The organism is Psychrobacter sp. R86515, assembly GCF_042466315.1.
GTDB lineage: Bacteria > Pseudomonadota > Gammaproteobacteria > Pseudomonadales > Moraxellaceae > Psychrobacter.
The window spans coordinates 2,959,019-2,978,850 of the sequence record NZ_JAXHCC010000001.1 but is presented as its reverse complement, the minus strand read 5'-3'; the positions used below and the strand labels follow the sequence as shown (position 1 = coordinate 2,978,850).

At 42.9% G+C, this 19,832-nt stretch carries 16 protein-coding genes; 7 read left to right on the top strand and 9 right to left on the bottom strand.

Annotated features, from left to right (window positions below):
* Positions 1–120: 120 nt before the first annotated feature.
* The 4 genes from SJY28_RS12180 (at position 121) to SJY28_RS12165 (ending at position 7,024) form a co-directional block, all read left to right on the top strand.
* Positions 121–1,398 (top strand): PQQ-dependent sugar dehydrogenase, encoded by a 1,278-nt coding sequence (locus SJY28_RS12180; RefSeq protein ID WP_379544648.1) that lies wholly within the window; start codon positions 121–123, stop codon positions 1,396–1,398.
* Between the two features lie 189 nt (positions 1,399–1,587).
* The gene (locus SJY28_RS12175) at positions 1,588–3,231 is read left to right on the top strand and encodes a BCCT family transporter (RefSeq protein ID WP_191113839.1); all 1,644 of its coding nucleotides are present in this window, start codon (positions 1,588–1,590) and stop codon (positions 3,229–3,231) included.
* A gap of 244 nt (positions 3,232–3,475) precedes the next feature.
* Positions 3,476–5,128: a BCCT family transporter gene (locus SJY28_RS12170; protein ID WP_379544647.1), complete on the top strand. Its 1,653-nt coding sequence runs from the start codon at positions 3,476–3,478 to the stop codon at positions 5,126–5,128.
* Positions 5,129–5,371: 243 nt separating this feature from the next.
* Positions 5,372–7,024: a BCCT family transporter gene (locus SJY28_RS12165; protein WP_057760694.1), complete on the top strand. Its 1,653-nt coding sequence runs from the start codon at positions 5,372–5,374 to the stop codon at positions 7,022–7,024.
* A 143-nt stretch (positions 7,025–7,167) separates the two neighbouring features.
* On the opposite strand, the gene SJY28_RS12160 is transcribed toward SJY28_RS12165, so the two are convergent.
* From SJY28_RS12160 to dnaQ, 8 genes are all read right to left on the bottom strand, one after another.
* Positions 7,168–7,524 carry a hypothetical protein gene (locus SJY28_RS12160; protein WP_379544646.1) on the bottom strand — a complete coding sequence of 119 codons (357 nt, stop codon included), beginning with the start codon at positions 7,522–7,524 and terminating at the stop codon, positions 7,168–7,170.
* A 233-nt stretch (positions 7,525–7,757) separates the two neighbouring features.
* Positions 7,758–8,114 (bottom strand): DUF3144 domain-containing protein, encoded by a 357-nt coding sequence (locus SJY28_RS12155; protein ID WP_102078350.1) that lies wholly within the window; start codon positions 8,112–8,114, stop codon positions 7,758–7,760.
* A 76-nt stretch (positions 8,115–8,190) separates the two neighbouring features.
* Positions 8,191–9,357, bottom strand: coding sequence for a methionine adenosyltransferase (gene metK / locus SJY28_RS12150; RefSeq protein ID WP_057760687.1), 1,167 nt, complete (start codon positions 9,355–9,357; stop codon positions 8,191–8,193).
* Positions 9,358–9,846: 489 nt separating this feature from the next.
* Positions 9,847–10,542 (bottom strand): endonuclease III, encoded by a 696-nt coding sequence (gene nth, locus SJY28_RS12145; protein WP_379544645.1) that lies wholly within the window; start codon positions 10,540–10,542, stop codon positions 9,847–9,849.
* A 120-nt stretch (positions 10,543–10,662) separates the two neighbouring features.
* The gene (locus tag SJY28_RS12140) at positions 10,663–11,508 is read right to left on the bottom strand and encodes an RnfABCDGE type electron transport complex subunit B (RefSeq protein ID WP_379544644.1); all 846 of its coding nucleotides are present in this window, start codon (positions 11,506–11,508) and stop codon (positions 10,663–10,665) included.
* A 257-nt stretch (positions 11,509–11,765) separates the two neighbouring features.
* Positions 11,766–12,704: an NAD(+) diphosphatase gene (gene nudC / locus SJY28_RS12135; RefSeq protein ID WP_379544643.1), complete on the bottom strand. Its 939-nt coding sequence runs from the start codon at positions 12,702–12,704 to the stop codon at positions 11,766–11,768.
* A gap of 265 nt (positions 12,705–12,969) precedes the next feature.
* On the bottom strand, positions 12,970–14,652 hold the full coding sequence (locus SJY28_RS12130; protein ID WP_379544642.1) for a hypothetical protein: 1,683 nt from the start codon (positions 14,650–14,652) through the stop codon (positions 12,970–12,972).
* 147 nt (positions 14,653–14,799) lie between these two features.
* Entirely contained in the window at positions 14,800–16,434 is a 1,635-nt protein-coding gene (dnaQ, locus tag SJY28_RS12125; RefSeq protein ID WP_379544641.1) for a DNA polymerase III subunit epsilon, read from the bottom strand.
* Between the two features lie 350 nt (positions 16,435–16,784).
* On the opposite strand from dnaQ, the gene SJY28_RS12120 reads away from it, so the two are divergent.
* Both SJY28_RS12120 and SJY28_RS12115 read left to right on the top strand, forming a co-directional pair.
* Positions 16,785–17,330, top strand: a complete 546-nt coding sequence (locus tag SJY28_RS12120) for a hypothetical protein (protein WP_379544640.1) — start codon at positions 16,785–16,787, stop codon at positions 17,328–17,330.
* A gap of 103 nt (positions 17,331–17,433) precedes the next feature.
* Positions 17,434–17,739 carry a hypothetical protein gene (locus SJY28_RS12115; RefSeq protein WP_379544639.1) on the top strand — a complete coding sequence of 102 codons (306 nt, stop codon included), beginning with the start codon at positions 17,434–17,436 and terminating at the stop codon, positions 17,737–17,739.
* A gap of 121 nt (positions 17,740–17,860) precedes the next feature.
* On the opposite strand, the gene SJY28_RS12110 is transcribed toward SJY28_RS12115, so the two are convergent.
* Positions 17,861–18,340 (bottom strand): YkvA family protein, encoded by a 480-nt coding sequence (locus SJY28_RS12110; protein ID WP_379544638.1) that lies wholly within the window; start codon positions 18,338–18,340, stop codon positions 17,861–17,863.
* A 203-nt stretch (positions 18,341–18,543) separates the two neighbouring features.
* On the opposite strand from SJY28_RS12110, the gene SJY28_RS12105 reads away from it, so the two are divergent.
* Entirely contained in the window at positions 18,544–19,821 is a 1,278-nt protein-coding gene (locus tag SJY28_RS12105) for an LD-carboxypeptidase (RefSeq protein ID WP_379544637.1), read from the top strand.
* The last annotated feature ends 11 nt before the right edge of the window (positions 19,822–19,832 follow it).

Genomic DNA, 19,832 nt, shown 5'->3' with positions numbered 1-19,832 from the left:
TAAGGCACGTTTTACGTTACTGTTTTTTTACCATTTCGATATCTCTTAAGTCTCAGGACTATGCTATAACTAAATCACAGACTAATAATATAAGTATTAATTGAATGGAGAAACAGAACGATGACAGCCCATATTGAACGTATAAATATACCTTTAACTTCGCCGCTAATTATTGCAGCATTGCTGTTTAGCACTGCCGCGTGCTCCAACCCTTCTACAGTAAGTCCCAGCAACAACAAAAGTACCGCAACAGAGTCTAAAGAAGTTTCAACTTCAGATAGCGAGGTTCAAACCGCCACACAAACCACTACACAAACAAATACTAGCAAGCCTGACTTTACTACCAAAGCAATCGCTACCTTTGATGAGCCTTGGGCTATGACAGCGTTACCCATTGCAGATAGCAAAGCGCCAAAATTGCTAGTAACACAAAAAACAGGTGAGCTACTTATCGTAGATACCGCGACGGGTAATAAGACCAAAATCGAAGGCGTTCCTACAGTCGCTTACGGTGGTCAAGGCGGCTTAGGAGACATCATCGCGGCTCCAGATTTTGCGACGTCCAATACCGTGTATCTTAGCTACGCAGAAGCAGGAACAGGAAGTGATAGCAATAAATTCGGTGCTAAAGTCATCAAGGCGACACTCTCAGGATTAGAGACAGCCACACCTACGTTGCAAGATATCACGCCTATCTGGCAACAGTTTCCGAAAGTCACAGGGCAGGGACATTATAGTCATCGTTTGCTGTTTTCGCCTGATGGACGCTATCTATATATCAGCTCAGGCGAGCGTCAAGACAAAGACCCAGCACAAGACATGAATGGCAATCTGGGTAAGATAATACGGTTAAGTCCTGATGGTAACACCCCGACAGACAATCCGTTTACTGATAACGAGTTGGCCAAACAGTTTTGGACCATCGGACATCGCAATGTGCTTGGTATGGCATTTGACGATAGTGGACAGCTTTGGGCGCACGAGATGGGACCAAAGGGCGGGGATGAATTTAATATTATTGAGAAGGGTAACAATTATGGCTGGCCAGTGGTATCCAATGGCCGCAACTATTCAGGTCTAGATATTCCTGACCATGATACAAAGCCAGAGTTTGCGGCACCCAAAATTACTTGGACACCTGTCATATCACCATCTGCTATGAGTATCTATGCGGCTGGTACTCATAATGACTTTCCTAGCTGGCAGGGCAACGCGCTTATCAGTGGCTTATCGTCTAAAGCGCTTATCGTAGTGGGTATAAGCGAAGACAATACCGCCGCTGAGCGTTATCGCTATGACATGGGTGAGCGTGTACGCAGTGTGTTAGCAGTAGACGGGCAAGTGTGGACACTTGAAGACGGTAATGATGCACAATTACTCAGATTATTGCCCAAATAACATCGAAACAATATTGAAATAACATCGAATTAACGACGTATTTACCTGCTTGTATATTTAATTATTTTAATAAAACTATCAAATTCTTTTAGAGTAAATTAATAGTTTTATCAAGTTTTATTTTGTAATAGATTGATAGTTAAGACCTATTTTGTTAAGGTAACGTTCCTTGAAATTTGAGACTTGCACATGGAAGAAGTAAAAGTAGGCAGATTAGGACCTTTTCCGCGGGTAAGTAAACCTGTGTTTATTACATCGTCACTGCTGATTGTTGGCTTTATTATTTTCGGTGCGTTTTTCACCGAAACAGCAGGGGCTGTTTTTAGTTTTTTACAAAATTTTATTACCGATAAGTTTGGTTGGCTATTCATTATTCTAGTCAATACCGCGCTTGCGCTTTGTATTTACTTGGCAATGAGTCGCTATGGTGACATTCGACTAGGTAACCAAACAGAACGACCGCAGTACAATCTGTTCTCTTGGATTGGCATGCTATTTTCTGCAGGTATTGGTATTGGTCTGGTTTATTGGGGTACAGCCGAGCCGCTGTATCACTTTATGGCACCACCAATGGGCGATGCCGAGACAGTAGAAGCCGCCAAGCAAGCGATGAATATCTCATTTATGCATTGGGGTCTACACGCTTGGGCGATTTATACGATTGTAGCGCTGTCTTTAGCGTACTTCCATTTCCGTCGCGGCCTACCATTATCGATTCGATCTACTTTGTATCCTTTACTTGGTAAAAAGATCTATGGTCGTTGGGGACACACGGTCGATATCTTGGCTGTGTTTGGTACGATGTTTGGTGTGGTTACCTCGCTTGGGCTTGGGGTTATGCAGATCAACTCTGGACTCGAAAAGCTGTTTGGTACGCCTAATAGTCTTACCGTACAGTTTGGCCTGATCGCTTTCATTACAGCGCTAGCGGCAGCTTCAGTCTTGATGGGTTTGGATAAAGGTATTAAGCGTTTAAGTGATATCAATATTGGTTTCACTATCGTCTTATTAGCGTTTATGGTCATCTTAGGACCAACGCTATTTATCTTTGATAGCTTTATCGAAAACATCGGAAACTATCTGACTGTGATTGTACCTCTAGGTACATGGGGTGAGTCTTATAGCGGTACAGATTGGCAAAGTAGTTGGACGATATTTTATTGGGCATGGTGGGTTAGCTGGGCACCATTTGTTGGTATCTTTATCGCTCGTATCTCTCGTGGCCGTACTATTCGTGAGTTTACGCTTGGTGTACTACTGATTCCCATGCTGATTTTGTTCTTCTGGTTTACTACCTTTGGCGGCGTTGCTGTTCATATGGAGCTTGCTTCTGCTGTGTCAGGTGTTAGCCCAGGATTGGTTGAAGCAGTACAAGCGGATTCTGGTAGTGCCATCTTTAAGTTGGTTGAATACTACCCATTGGCAAAACCAATTACGCTACTGATTGTCGTCATGATTATGCTATGGTTTGTGACCTCGTCAGATTCTGCTAGCTTTGTCATCGATATGTTGACTGCTGGTGGCGATACCAACCCACCGAAAATCCAGCGCTTGTTTTGGGCAACGACAGAAGGCGTTATCGCTGCTATCTTGCTAGCGGCTGGTGGACTGTCTGCTCTACAGGCGGCAGCGATCGTAGCAGGACTACCGTTTGCCTTAGTGGTCTTTGTCATGATGTATGCGCTACTGCGTGGTTTGAGTCGTGATCGTCTGATTCTATACAGAGCGCAGCAAGGCTTTATTACGGATGAATCAGCAGACCATAACTCAGCGAATGAATTCGTTGATGAGCATCTGCTAAAAGGGCCACCTAAGATCGTTAAAGGTGACTAAGAAGTAGATAGCATCAAGACAGCTACTTAAGCTTTTCATAAAAGAAGCCCCAATTTATTTTTAAATTGGGGCTTCTTTATTGGGTAAAGATATTTAAATTTATTCAGAAAAAATTCGGATTGTTGAAAGTTTATTGCTGCAATGTTACTACGATTTCTATACATTCGGCAGTATTTACATGGTGTTATATTTAGTGATTCGTTCATACCTTGGTATGGTTACGTTCTTTTTTGGGGATATACCTATGGATCATGTAAAAGTTGGCAGGTTAGGCCCTTTCCCGCGGGTAAGTAAACCTGTTTTTTTAACTTCAGCATTACTTATTATTATATTTATTGTTCTTGGCGTTTTTTTTACTGAATCTGCCGGTACATTGTTCAGTTTCTTACAAGGCTTTATTACCGATAAATTTGGTTGGTTTTTCATTATTCTCGTTAATGTGGCCTTAGGACTTTGTGTTTATTTATCTATGAGCCGTTATGGCGATATTCGCCTTGGTGCTCAAACTGAAACACCACAGTACAGTCTATTCTCGTGGATTGGTATGTTGTTCTCTGCTGGTATCGGTATTGGACTTGTCTACTGGGGTACAGCAGAGCCCTTATATCACTTTATGGCACCGCCACTCGGTGAAAAGGAAACGATAGAAGCCGCCAAGCAGGCGATGAATATTACCTTTTTACACTGGGGCTTACATGCTTGGGCATTGTACGCAATTGTAGCGTTATCTTTGGCCTATTTCCATTTCCGCCGTGGCTTACCACTATCGATTCGCTCAACCCTTTATCCTATATTGGGTAAAAAAATATATGGCTCGTGGGGTCATGCCGTTGATATCTTAGCCGTATTCGGTACGATGTTTGGTGTGGTGACGTCACTCGGTCTTGGCGTTATGCAAATTAACTCAGGGCTTGAGAAATTATTTGGTATTCCTAATAATCTCACAATACAAATCGCTCTGATTGCTTTTGTTACTGCTTTAGCCGCCTGTTCTGTCATGATGGGCTTGGATAAGGGTATCAAGCGTCTAAGCGATGTGAACATCGGTCTAACGGCTATTCTGCTTGGTTTTATGGTCGTCTTAGGGCCGACGCTGTTTATCTTTGATAGCTTCCTAGAAAATATCGGCAACTATCTTTCAGTGGTTGTGCCATTAGGTCTGTGGGGAGAGTCTTATGAAGGTGAAGCAAACTGGCAGTCAGCATGGACGATATTTTATTGGGCATGGTGGGTAAGTTGGGCGCCATTTGTCGGCGTGTTTATTGCTCGTATCAGCCGTGGTCGTACGATTAGAGAGTTTGTACTTGGGGTATTACTTATCCCAATGACCATATTGTTCTTTTGGTTTTCAACTTTCGGCGGCGTTGCTATTCATATGGAGCTGCTCGCTGCTATTGATCCGGCGTTGGTTAGTCCTGGACTGGTCGAGGCGGTACAAACAGATTTTGGTAGTGCCATTTTTAAATTGGTTGAGTACTATCCGTTGGCGCAACCCATCACATTTATGATTGTGATTATGATTGTATTGTGGTTTGTGACCTCATCAGATTCAGCAAGTTTTGTCATTGATATGCTGACCGCAGGTGGTGATACCAATCCGCCAAAGATTCAACGTTTATTTTGGGCAAGCACTGAAGGCGTCATTGCTGCTGTTTTGTTAGCTGCTGGTGGATTGAGCGCGTTACAAGCAGCCGCTATCGTAGCAGGATTGCCATTTGCTTTGGTTATATTTGCCATGATGTATGCGCTACTGCGTGGTTTGAGTCGCGATCGATTGATATTATATAGAGCGCAGCAGCATTATATTACCGAAGAATCAGCAGATCACAACTCGGCAGACGAATTTGCTGATGAGCATCTGCTAAAAGGGCCACCTAAGATTGTAAAAGGTGACTAAAAAGTAGGTAAAAGTAAGACAGATACTTAAGCTTTTAACAGAAGAAGCCCCAATTTATTTTCAAATTGGGGCTTCTTTGTTGGGTGAAGATACTTAAATTTATTCAGGACAGATTCGTATTGTTGAAACTTATTACCGAAATGTTACTACCATTTCTATACATTCGGTAGTATTTACAAGGTGTTATATTTGATAATTCGTTCATACCTTGGTATGGTTACGCACTTTTTTGGGGATATACCTATGGATCATGTAAAAGTTGGCCGATTAGGCCCTTTTCCGCGGGTAAGTAAACCTGTATTTTTGACTTCAGCAATCTTGATACTGGCGTTCATTATTTTTGGCGCTTTATTCAACGAACAAGCAGAAGTAGTATTTAACCAAGCAAAAGCATTTGTCTCTTTACGCTTTGGCTGGTTCTTTATTGTCGTGGTCAATTTAACATTGGTCATGAGTATTTATATGATATTTAGCCGCTACGGCGATATCAGACTCGGTCATCAGAATGAGAGGCCAGAGTACAATATGGTTTCTTGGATTGGTATGCTGTTTTCAGCAGGTATCGGTATCGGGCTGCTTTATTGGGGCACCGCTGAGCCGCTGTATCATTTCATGGCACCACCATTAGGCGAGGCGGAGACAGTTGCCGCTGCCAAACAAGCGATGAATATCTCGTTCCTACATTATGGTCTACATGTATGGGCGCTATATGGCATGGTTGCGCTATCGCTTGCTTATTTTCATTATCGAGTAGGTTTACCACTGGCTATCCGTTCGACACTTTATCCAATATTGGGTAAAAAGATCTACGGTGGTTGGGGACATACGGTAGATACGCTCGCCGTATTTGGTACGATGTTTGGGGTAGTGACCACGTTAGGTCTTGGCGTCTTGCAGATTAACTCAGGCCTTGAGACGTTATTTGGTATACCCAATAATATTACGGTGCAGATTATTTTGATTGGCCTTATCACCATGCTAGCAGGGTTATCTCTGTTTATGGGATTGGATAAAGGCATCAAGCGTCTAAGTGATACCAATATATTGTTCACTGTGATATTGCTAAGTTTTGTGATTATCTTTGGGCCTACGCAGTTTATCTTTAACAGCTTCGTAGAAAACATCGGCAACTATTTGCATCAAATAGTGCCGTTAGGTCTATGGACAGAGTCTTATAGAGGCGAAGAAAACTGGCAAGCCTCTTGGACGATTTTCTACTGGGCATGGTGGATTAGTTGGTCACCATTCGTTGGGGTATTCGTTGCACGTATTTCGCGAGGTCGTACCATCCGTGAGTTTATATTAGGGGTGCTATTAATTCCTATCACGATACTTTTCTTGTGGTTTACCGCTTTTGGTGGTTCTGCGGTAAATATGGAGTTGGTAGCAGCAGCAGACCCTAACATAGTTAGCCCAGGTCTGATCGAAGCAGTCAAAGCCGATACGGGTAGCGCTATCTTTAAATTGATGGAGTCTTATCCATTAACAGGTGCGGTCAACTTACTCATCGTGGTGATGATTGTATTATGGTTTGTTACCTCATCAGATTCAGCCAGTTTTGTCATCGATATGCTGACATCAGGTGGTGATACCAATCCGCCAAAGATTCAGCGCTTATTTTGGGCAGGTTCTGAAGGCGTTATCGCCGCTGTATTATTGGCAGCAGGCGGCTTGAGTGCATTACAAGCGGCATCGATTGTCTCAGGCTTTCCTTTTGCTATTGTGATCGTCGTGATGATGTACTCTCTATTGCGTGGTCTCAGTCGAGATCGTTTGATACTCTATCGTAATCAGCAATGGTTCACCACAGAAGAGTCAGCAGAGCATAACTCAGCTAATGAATTCCGTGATGAAGAGTTACTAAAAGGCCCACCAGCACTTGAGAAAGATGCTTAAGCTTTAGAGTTTATTTTCTGGCTACAAAAATACCCAGCTTGTCATAGGCTGGGTATTTTTATAAATTTTCAATATTTTTAATAAAAAACCTTTCAATACAGCAGCTTTCAGTACAGCAGATCTCGATACAACCACTTTATAGATTAGCTACATTCGCCTTTTGTATAACCGATAGCTTCAGGAATATTACAGGCTGAGCAGGCATTACTAGCCGTTCGGTAGCTGATCACTGATCCAACTTTCGTCTTTACACAGACTGGTTCATATTGTGCCGTACAGATATTGTTGGCAGGGTTAGCAGGCGGGCATTGAGTAAGAGCACCTTCAAATTGCTGACTGATATCAGGACTGGATGGGGTAGGCGTTTGACCAGACGTGCCTACATCAGACATAGAGCTACAGCCAGTTAAGGCTAGAACTAATATCAATATAAGTGATGATGGTTTGAACGAAAATTGATTAATTGTGGAAAATCGACGAGTAGATAAAGTTTGTTTCATAAGAAATGTCCTTATTAATAATATTCGATAGTGTCCTGTTATCGTTGATTGATTTACCTATTGAGGCTAAACGTTTAAGTATTTATGGTAGCTTATTTGTCAGTAGCTATCTACTTAAACACCATACAAAAACCCCCAAGCTCAGTTAAGCTTGGGGGTTTATTTTCTGCTATCAAATACTGACTGTACAACAGTATGTCTAAATCAAAGACATCTAGACTGACGAGATTTGCTTATTCAGCTGGTTTGTCGTCTTGATTTAGCTGCACATACTTGTCAAAGTTTTGAGCATAATCAGTTAAATTATCGCTTAGCATTTGGCGATACTGTTTGACATAAAACTCAACGATATCGTCTTTTTCTTTGGCGAAATCATCGCCTTTGACGAAGCCGATAGAGGCAACTGACGCGCTATAACGTGCTGCAGCATACAATAAAGAAGCACCTACTTGACCTGAATGCGCTTCAGGGCCTAGCTGACTGTTTGCGATACCGATGATAGCGTCAGCACGTTGATAAAATGCCTGCATTTCAGGGGTGATTTCGATGTTAGCATCAGCGTTTTGGTCTTGAATATTGTCTTGAGACATAAGCAACTCCTAATAATAAGTGTCAGTAGTTTTTAGTATATAAAAATGGTTGGTAAACGTTTTAAAGTAGTGACTCTTATAAACCAGCGTCTGCTTTTAAGATATCAGCTTTGTCTGTTTTTTCCCACGTAAAGGCAGTCTCTGAACCTGGACGACCAAAGTGTCCAAAGGTAGCAGTCTGCTGATACATTGGCTGTAGTAAGTTCAACATACGGGTAATACCGTAAGGACGTAGGTCAAAATGAGTACGAATCAAGCGGATAATTTCATCGTTGCTGATTTTGCTAGTACCAAAGGTATTAACAGAGATAGAGGTAGGCTCAGCGACACCAATCGCGTAGCTGACCTGTACTTCACAGCGCTCAGCAAGACCTGCTGCTACGATGTTTTTGGCAACATAACGTACCGCGTAAGCAGCACTGCGATCTACTTTTGAAGGATCTTTACCACTGAACGCACCGCCACCATGACGTGCCATGCCGCCGTAAGTATCAACAATAATTTTACGACCAGTCAAACCAGCATCACCGACAGGACCACCAATCACAAATTTACCAGTTGGATTTATATGATAGCGTGTGCCAGCGTGTAATAAGTCAGCTGGGAGCACTTGCTTGATGATAGATTCCATCACGGCTTCTTGTAGGTCTGACTGCGAGATGCTTGGATCATGCTGTGTTGATAATACAACAGCATCGATGGCAACAGGACGATTGCCGTCATACTTCAAGGTTACCTGCGCTTTAGCGTCTGGACGCAACCATGGCAGCTCGCCTGCACGGCGCAGCTCCGACTGACGCTCCATCAAACGATGGGCATACTCGATAGGCGCTGGCATCAGTACTTCGGTCTCATTACTGGCATAACCAAACATCAAGCCTTGGTCGCCTGCACCTTGCTCTTCAGGATCGCTACGATCGACACCTTGTGCGATTTCAGGAGATTGCTTGCCTAGCATGTTGATGACTGCACAAGTCTCGCCATCAAAGCCTAGGTCTGAATGGTGATAGCCGATGCCATTTACGGTGTCACGAACCAGACGCTCTAAATCGATATTTGCGGTTGTGGTGATTTCACCTGCAAGTATGACTGCGCCTGTTTTTACTAAGGTTTCGCATGCCACACGTGCGTGCAAATCTTCACGTAAGATAGCGTCAAGGATAGCGTCTGATATTTGGTCAGCCATTTTGTCAGGATGGCCTTCGCTCACAGATTCTGAGGTAAATAAGTTGTATTCACGCATAATGAGATCGCTTAATTGAATCAATAAGGGTAGGAAAAGCAGCACATCTGGGTGCTGCTCTAATTAATTTTGACCACGCATTTACGCGGCAGATAATCGGTATTTCTTAATTTAAAATCGGTTTTGACTAAAATCTTTACTAATAAATATGACCAAAGGGTGATCGGACTATCATTCAATCAATATATAAAATGATACTGCCTCGCTCTGATATGGTCTTGGCGATAACGAGTTGGGTCAGTACTTGCCCTAATAGACAACGCTAATGTGCAGATTGCCTTATCAGAAGCAGGGTAATGGCCAAAATCTCTTAACGCAAAATAGGGTTATTCTACCTTGAAACGTTATAAAACTCTAGTGAGCAACACTTGCTCTACTATAAGAAATGCTCAACAAGCAATTCATTGCAATCAAAGGTGGTTACTGGATAGCGGTTTATCTAGCTAGGTCGCTAGCTAGCAATAGCGTCTGCTTGAAATAAACAATACGTTACAACTCTAAAAATGCAGCTTTATCTTTGAACATACATTCTTCATAGACAGGGCAAGCGCCGCATTTGGGTGTACGAGCCTGACAGGTATAGCGGCCGTGTAAGATAAGATAATGATGGGCGTCTACGATGAAGTCTTCTGGAATTCGCTCGACCAGCTTTTTTTCGACGATAAGCACGGTTTTGCCAGTGGCAAGCCCAGTACGATTGCCCACCCGAAAGATATGCGTGTCAACGGCCATGGTCGGCTGGCCAAAGGCCGTATTCAACACTACATTGGCAGTTTTTCGACCGACACCTGCCAGTGACTCTAAATCTTTGCGGTTATCAGGAACGGTGCTATCAAATTTCTCAATCAAATCATGGCAGGTTTTGATGACGTTTTTTGCTTTGGCATTATATAGACCAATGTTTTTGATATAGGATTTGAGACCGTCTTCGCCTAGTGCCAGTATTGCCTCAGGTGTGTTAGCTACTAGGTACAATTGCTTGGTAGCAATATTGACACTGACATCAGTCGCTTGTGCGGACAGAATTACCGCGATAAGTAACTCAAAATTACTGTCATAATTAAGTTCGGTGACAGGCTCATCAATAGTCGCTGCCAGTTTTTCAAAGAAGGGACGCACGTCACGATTGGGCATTCGTCTAGAGGGCGGCGTGTCAGCTGTTTTATGTTTGACCGTTTTACTCATGGCATTTTGACTATTATTTTGATGAATGATGGTGCCAAATTATATGCTAGCGCTAGCATTCATGTTAATGATTAAAGTATCAATTTATTAACGCATTAGTTGCGTAATCAGCTATTACCGTTATAGCGATACTTGCAATGACTCAAGCTCTGCTTGTAAGGATTCGAGCTCTGCTTGTTTCTTATCATTTGCATGCACACTCAATTGCTTTTCCAGTTTTTTGATTTTGGTACGGAGCTTGGCAGCTGCAATGGTGTTTTTCGCTTGCGACTCACTGATATTTAGAGACTGACTTGCTGCGTTATTGAGCTTAGCCTCTACCATACTAACGACAGGTCTACTATTGCTTGTATCGGCAAGCTGTTCTGTGACACGTTTCAAATGAGTGTGATAGCGTTGTCTTAAATCCTCTTGCTCTGCTATTCGCTCAGGTTCAGATATTTCTCGCTCAATCGTAACTAAGTCGATGCAATCAACAGGGCAGGGCGCGATACATAGCTCGCAACCAGTACACAAATCTGTAAAAATCGTATGCATATGCTTGCCAGTGCCAACGATAGCATCGACTGGGCAAGCAGGGATGCATTTGGTGCAGCCGATACAGTCATCTTCACGGATAACCGCACGAACCTCGGTCGGACGTTCAGAAGTGGCATCTATTGGCCACTGTGAAGGCACTGCCGTCAGCGTAGTGTTAGGAGTGTCTATATCGAGAGTCTGAGCAATCGCATTGGTGACAGGCTGACCACCAGGCACACATTTGTTATACGGCTCGCCATCTAATACAATCGCAGCGGCATATGGTAGGCAACCATCTGGATGCTCACATAGTCCACATTGCGTCTGTGGCAAACAAGCATCCACACGTGCAATTTTTGCCTGTATATCAGCTGGCAAGGTATCAATGTGTAATGCATCGAATAAGATAGGTAGATTGACTAAGCGTATATTGGTGCTACTTTGCATTTAATTAAGGACCTTAATACCAGTCGTTAGAATAGGTATTAGTATAAATAGAGATAAAGTGTTGAGAAAGCGGTCTTTGTAAAACAGTATCTATAAGAGCATTTGCTCTTTCAGCGTTTTACTACTCATGTTAGCGTGTTACTTATTAAAAAATAAGATTTAAAGTAAAACGCTTATCACAGGAGCAGCGATTTTAAAGAGATGAGATTGAAAATACAATACTATAGCGTAAAGTGGTGTTTATAGATAAGGACTGATTATAAATCTACATTTTGTTCTTTAGCCACTTGGTCAATCAAATCGCGAGCGATACTACCCTTTGGCGGAATTCTGGGCAGGTTTGAGAGATCAAAGAAGTCAGCATGTGCTAGCTCATCTTCTTGCAAGATAATATCGCCACTGGCATACGAAGCACGAAAGCCAAGCATTAAGTTAGAGGGAAATGGCCATGGCTGACTACTCACGTAGCGGATATCTGATACGCTGATATTGACCTCTTCTGCGACTTCACGTACTACGGCATGCTCCAGACTCTCTCCAACTTCTACAAACCCTGCGATCAAACCATACATTGGCGGTAGGTTTTGCTGTCCATGACGATGATGGTGAGCCAATAAGATTTGCATCTCATCCGTCACTGGATTTGGCCGAGTAATAGCAGTAATGACGCATGGTTGTACGCGGGGATACTGGCGCAACCGACATACTGGACAAACCATGGCACGTTCGCCTTGGTCAGCATGTACAGTAGGGCTAGCACAGCGACTACAAAACTGCGTATCTGTTTGCCAGCTTAATAGTTGTATTGCTTGGCTAATCTGATCTGACAAGGCGACTGGCAAATGAGTCATCAGTTTTCGATAAGGAACAAAAGTGTTACCACTACTTTCAGCGATAATTGGTAGCGTCACGTTATGAGCAACCGCATAGTCATAAGTCATGGCGCTCGTCGCTTGAGCGGTAAAGCTATGAGCCATATTGGCGTCAACCATATCATCTGCATCGTTGCCAGTGCTATCGTCTGATAACCAATGATTTGGTGCTAGGCTCTCGTGCAGCGTTACGTGACCAACCTGATAAGCTTGCTCGCTTAAGTCATTACTATCGGGCGATAGCTGAACTTGCAAAGGCCACCAACCATCTGGCATTTGACGGCATAAGATACTGTCATCACTTAATACAAAAGCATGGGCCATATAAAATTCCAAACATTATAAAGTAAGTCCGCATCGACGTAGACACAGACTGTCTTAGAGTAAAATATCAATAATTCTATGTAACCGGATACCCAGATATCCATATATATTGTCAGGCTGGTTCAGCCGAATGACCAGGCTAGTTCACTTAATGACTGTAGTGCTTTCACATGCCTGACTTGTACATACATTATCTTGAACTATCTATACGTAAATGAGATGCCATGGTTAAGAGGTGATGATCATGACATAACAATGAGAAAAGTTAAGCAGCAAGTAGGTGGCTTAAGCTTTGCTGCCCCACATCAAGTGCTTGCTTGCTAACAGGGCGATTATTCTCAAAACCATCTAAGTGATGATCGACCGCCATGATAACATCAGCGATGCAGGCTAATGTACTGTCTTCGATACGTCGTCCGCCTTCGATACGCTTTTCAATGTAGTTGGCTAGCTGACTCAGCATGCTGGCAGGTGTGGCCAACTGTAAGAAACGTACTGCGCCTGCTACTTGACGCATCATCCCAGGAATATTTTGGATATTGAGCATGTCGCGCTCAGGCTCCGCCAAATAATCATTGATGGCTTGCTCGGCACTAGCAATAGCAGTTCGGCTTTCTTGTATCAAGGTATCATTGGCGGTATTAAGCTGATGCAATGAGATATGCGGATTATTCAGTGGTAGATAGATTGCCCCTGGTGTATGCATCTCTGCCATAGCAATGGTGGCGTTCTCTGCGTGCATTAACGCTAATAACAAATGATCGAAGTCTTCAGGAGAAGGCGCTTGCCAATGACCAACAGCTTCTGCTGCTTCGCTAAGACTATTGGCTGCGTTGGACAGACCTAACAAACGTAATGCCGAACTCAGTTCGGTCAGCTCTTTAATAATCTGTGCTGTCTGCATATCAATAGGATTGATTGAATCGCCACGTGCATAGCTATCGACGTGTTCTTTAATATTGTTGATCTGATTTTGAATAATTGTGTTTAACGTATCGGTAAGTTCGCGGTTAGGACCGAATAAAAAGCGCTTCATTTGTTCTAGCTGAGCACCTTCTAAATGGTTATTTGCATACTGTTCACGTAATTGCTGAGCTTGCTCGTTATCACGTTGACAGGCAAAGCTTACTAAATCTGCAAAGCGGGTATCCATTACTGGTAAATAGCTTTGAAATTGCTGCTCTAAATAGATAAGTGTGTGCTTTTGACTTAGGTTTAATGGTAATACTGCTGCGATATCAGTCACGGCAGCAGTCGCCGCTTGCCAAAATAAGCTATCAGTATTTGCAGCGATTAATGCACAGGCTGCACTCATAGCATCAAGTTTTTGTTGATTCGCGGAGTCAATGTTGCCATCTTGATTGAGTAATGCAACCGCAAGGCCACTACGATACGCGTTGGTCAGCAGCTCTGTGTCTAGATTAAGCGTGCTTAGAGATTCAAAGTTTTGTTCAGGGTTGGCGATGATGACACTACTGCTACCAAATGCAGAAAAATAGTCTGCCGTAATAGGAGCTTCTTGACTATGCGCATTAAGCTTGTTGATTACAGGTATGAGTAGAGTAGGCTCTACCGATTCAGTCAAGAGGACAAACTCGACATAACGATCCAAGGTCATGATGGCTTCTGATAGATCCATGATCAAATCAGTATCGTTATTATCACCATTGTCATACAGTCTCTGTAAACCACCAACAATGGCATTATTCAGAGCCTCTGCACCGACCAAAGAAATTAGTTTGAAAATACAAGACAGCTGCTTTAGCACTTCGATAGAGTCTGACAACAAAGGAGCCTGACTACTATCATCGTTGAACTCACTCAAATGAATCTCGGTATCTTTAAGCGTTGCTATAACCTCATCATGCAATAAATGAAGTGATGGTAGGTTAAAATCAGTAACACTAAGTGTTGGGGCGGTTAACTTCATTTGCGCAGACTGGTCCATAAGTATTTTTCCATAATGTACTGATGAGGATAGCAATATTGTAAATTTGATTTAGAAAATATTGGTTAGTGATGTTTTAACGCTTTCTATCATAATAATCAAGACTAAATTATACAAATGTCGGTTCAATAAAAATTCGAACAACAATTACATGCTAGCTTTTAGGGCAGGATAATCTTCTGCCAAAGCGGCATACCAGCTTTGGTCCGCAGTTTCATCCGCCTTTGATGCCAGCAATAAATTCGCTAAATTGGCGAAACTTGCATGAGCGGTTTGTCCGCCATCGGTATCTGTATCCTCTTCAATGGCTAGCGTGACCTGTCCACCAGTCATCGCCAGATAAACTTCGGCTAAAATCTCTGAGTCAAGTAATGCCCCGTGAAAAGTACGGTCTTGCTTACCAACATCTAGGCGACGCACGAGGGCATCTAGCGTGTTTTTTTGCCCAGGGTATTGTTGCTTGGCCATCGCCAGTGAATCGGTTACTTGCACTCGATTAGCAAAGTCATTCAGACCAACTTTTGCAAACTCCATATTTAAGAAGTTCATATCAAAAGTAGCGTTGTGAGCGATAATCTCAGCGCCGTCCATAAAGTCATACAAAGACTGAGCCACTTGGTCAAAGGTCGGCTTGTCAGTCAAAAATGCTTCAGAGATACCATGAATACGAATGACTTCATCATCCATACCACGCTGCGGATTGATATAAACGTGCAGCTTTTCACCAGTAAACTTACGTCCAACCAGCTCCACAATACCGACCTCGATAATACGGTCGCCTTTTAGTGCATCAAGCCCTGTGGTTTCTGTATCCATGATAAGCTGACGATCTGCTTCATGGCGGTGTATCGGCTTTGGTAGTAGCGGCTTAAAATGTGGGTTGGCACGGCTAGTATCCCCATCGAACTTAGGGGCGTCAGATTCTACACTTGGCAACATATCATTGTCGACGGTATCATCTAGGTGCGTTTGAATATCTGGCATAGCTTTGGTACTCGTCGGGTTGTATGTATTGTCTTGATGGCTGTTAGATTCTACAGCAATGTCTTCATTTGTTTGAAGGTTGTCAGCAGTACTCTGACTATCTTCTATTAGCGGTTCAGTTTCTAAGAGCTCTTCATAAAACTCATCGTCCATCATATCTAGACCCAATGGGTCAAAACTTAGCCAATCAGCGCTAGACGTGTTTTGCAAGGTATCAGTATCAGTATTAATGTCAGTCACTATTTGGTCTTTTTTTTTAGTCGTATCTGCTTCACTGACTATAGCTGAATGCCCGCTGTTGGATGTGACACCTAAGTTTGCCAGCTCGTCTGCTTTTTCATTACCAGCATGTCCAGCGTGACCCTTGACCCAATGCCAGCTGACATCACGCTGTTGGCAGAGCTTATCCAATTGTTGCCATAGGTCTTGATTAGCGACTGGCTTTTTACTGGCAGTTTTCCAGCCCTTTTTCTTCCAACCCTCGATCCATTCAGTGATGCCTTTTTGGACATAACTGGAGTCAGTCCAAATCTCAAGAGTATGCTCATTCGGGCTATGGGTCAGGGCTTGTATCGCGCCCATTAGCTCCATACGGTTATTGGTGGTTTCTTTGTCGCCACCGTACAAATCTTGCGTGCTGCCATCACTAAATATAAGATGTGCGCCCCAGCCGCCAGCGCCAGGATTGCCTTTGCAAGCACCATCAGTATAGGCCACAGTGGTATTGGTTTTAGCAGCCAATGGATCAATCGCGTTGTCTTTATGAGTGTTTGGCATTGAATTACGGTTGTCTGACATAAAAGAGTATTGACCTGATAAGTGGTAAGCATAGGGTAGTACTAGAGCATCTCGTTTACGTTATTCGAACGATGATGATGACGTTGTGAGTATAGCAAATCTATCATAAATATGGGCAGTCGTGACGCACAAAGTCAGAAAACCCTTACGGTAACTTATAACATAATAGTAACGTCTTGGTTTTCTGTTAAAATAGCGAAGCTCGCTGAAAGCCACTGATTTTTTAATGACAGAGCTGTCTTTGCTACAAAGATGCCCAAGCGCATTTTTCGTATCTGCTATTTGATGGTTTTTTGACAATAGTACACTTAATTAAAGTTTTTAATGCATGATTGCAGGATAACCCCATTATGTCCTTACGCTCGAATTTATTTAATAAGAGACTGACCTATTTGATGCTCAGTGTGATTACCAGCAGCGCGATTTTTCTGAGCGCTTGTAATGATACTAGCCCTCAAGCAGATACCGAAGTCGCGTCCGACCTGTCTGTCTTTGAGGGTTGTTATACGGTGAGTCAAGATGAGCCTGCTCAGATAAAAGTCAGCCAGCAAAATGACACTTGGGTAATGCAGATGAAAGAACCCGTCACTGCTAAGCGCGTCTGGGATACTCCAGAGCCGTTAGAAGTGATTGAAAATAGCGACATACCGCAGTTCTTCTCTATCGATCCAGACAATGTCGATGCGGTTATTGGTCGTCCTGATCGAGTGCTTGTACTGGCTCATGTCAAACCAGCTTACGCAAATATTGATCCGCTCTTAGACAGTGAGTACTTGTCGTATATCTACCGAGGTGCGAATACGATCTACCGTGTGGAGTGTGATGAGATGAATAATGATATTTTGGCCAATCCACATGCCAATCTTGTTATCGATAATGTTGATGATAGTATTTAAATAAGCGTTGATAATAGTCTTTAGATAAATATCATTGTTGGTCGATGATATTTTCATAGATAGTATTTTGTTATAAATAGTCATACCATTAGAGTTAAGCAATATGAATTTTTTCAGTTACGTGGTACTAGGCGGATTCTCTTATGCAGCTGGTTGGGCGGTAAGGACGTATGTATTAGACAAACAACCGACGCCTGAGCAGCCTTATAATTTGAAACACCCTACAATTTTGGCATATCTGGGTGCATTTTTTATTATCATGTTGATTGTCTCGTGGCTGCTTGGTCGCTATGCGCTTGGTCATGCTGCGATTGACTTACCTTTCATTATTGTCAATAGCCTCGTTGCGACATTCGTCTACTCGTTTGGTCTTAATCCAGAAAAAGCTAATTATGAAGTGCCTGATTAAAATATAGTATTGAATGAGTTAAAAATAACAAAAGCCACGACCGAAATATTAATTCGCGGTCGTGGCTTTTTTAATACCGTGATTATGAATCACTTTTTTTAATAGCTGAAAGTACTAATATTTATGAGGCTTTCTTCAGATTAGTACCAGTCTCGTCGCTATCTTTCTTATCACTACTAGTTTTATCGTTATCAGTCTTATCCGTGTCGCTCTTAGCTTCTAACTTATCCTTAGTAGCTGATTGTTCTTGCTTCCATTCTTTATATTTTTGCAGATCTTTTCTGGCCTGCTTTAAACAAAATTTAAGTACTAGCGCATCATCGATATGGCCTATAAACGGAATAGAGTCAGGAATGAGGTCAATTGGATTTAGCACATAGAGCGCACCAATAACGCCAGCTGAGATTGTCTTAAAAGGAATCTTACGGTAGTCACCTTTGTAATAGTCTTTGACAAGACTCATAAATAACATTAAATCATCACTAAACGGCTCAAGATAGCCGCTGTCTTCTAACTTTTCTTTCAGCTTATCTTCTTTGCCCAGCAAGTATTCTAAATTAGAGTCAAGTGACTTGTTTTTATCGGTTTTTTTATTAAACATAATTATTACCTTTTGTTTTTTGCGATGAATTTGTATTTACAGTAACAAATCTAGTCGATCTATATTGTGTGTCTCAGTAGCGAAAAAGTAAATATCGGTAAAGATTAGGCAACCATCAGTGTCAGAAAAGCGTCTACAATATGCTGACACAAGGTCTAAAAACACAAGTCATAAAAATAAAAGCGATAAGGTAGCAGTAAGATATGGTGATTAAAACTCAGGCATGGAAAGATGATAACAATAGTCATGCACCTGAAACAGCATCTGGGCTAAACCGTCGGCAGTTTCTACGTCGAATCGGTGTGAGTGCAGGCACAGCAGTACTAGCGAGCCAAGGTATTTCTCAAGCGCTTGCAGCCAGTCCTATCGAGTCTGGTCATAGTACGCAGCTGACCAAGGATGATCTACCAACTTCGTTATTGGATAATCGCTCATTAGCACAAACGTCACAGGAACCACTGACGCAGGCAGGTTGTATCACGCCCACGATTGAGACGCGACTTTTTGCTAGCTCCAATGTGGGTGGTAGTGACGAGCGTAATCAGTTGGCATTGGATCGCGTGGCTTGTGCTGGGTTTAAAGTAGAGAATCCTGCTATTACCAATCGTCAGTACTTACGCTTTGCAGGAACGGACTCACAGCGTGCTAGCGATTTTCAAAACCTTGCCACTGGGGCAATAGCCGCGCCCAAGTTACTGCTAGGTGTGCGCGGCGGTTACGGTGCCATGCGCATATTGCCTATGGTGGACTGGTCGACACTAGGACGGATTATGAAGGAGCGCGGCACGATACTCGCAGGCTTTAGTGATGTGACGGCTATTCAGTGTGCGCTATTGTCAAAAGGGTCAATGAGCTCACTTGCCGCGCCAATGCTCTATAGCGAGTTTGGTAAAACCGCGCCCGATAAAGTCAGCTGTCAGCAGTTTGTTGAAGTGTTAACCAATCCCAATCTAACTATCAGCATACAAGATGCTTCATTAACCAGTCAGCAGCTACCTGCCATACTAACAAAAGGTGAGCCAAAACCATTAACTGGTACGATTTGGGGTGGCAACCTAAGTGTCGTATCGGCGCTGGTAGGTAGTGAGTATTTACCGCGTATCGATGGCGGCATTGTGTTTTTAGAAGATGTCGGCGAGCAGGCGTATCGTATTGAGCGCATGTTATATGACTTATATCTCGCAGGTGTGTTCAAAGGTCAGCAAGCGATTGTATTTGGGGCATTGTCTGGTACGGGCGAGGACAGCTATGACAAACGTTATGATGTCGCCACAGTCATTCGTCAGTTGCATGAATTAACAGGATTGCCGGTATATAGTGGTATGCCTTTTGGTCATATCGGCAAAAAATACAGCTTTCCGCTGGGAGCGACTTGCCAGCTGAGTCCTAATGTAAATGGCGGCTATCAGTTGGCATTTACCGATTATCCAACCATCAAGGCTGATGCTATCCAAGTAGAAGGCTTGTGGCAGACTGCTTAAACGTTAAGCAC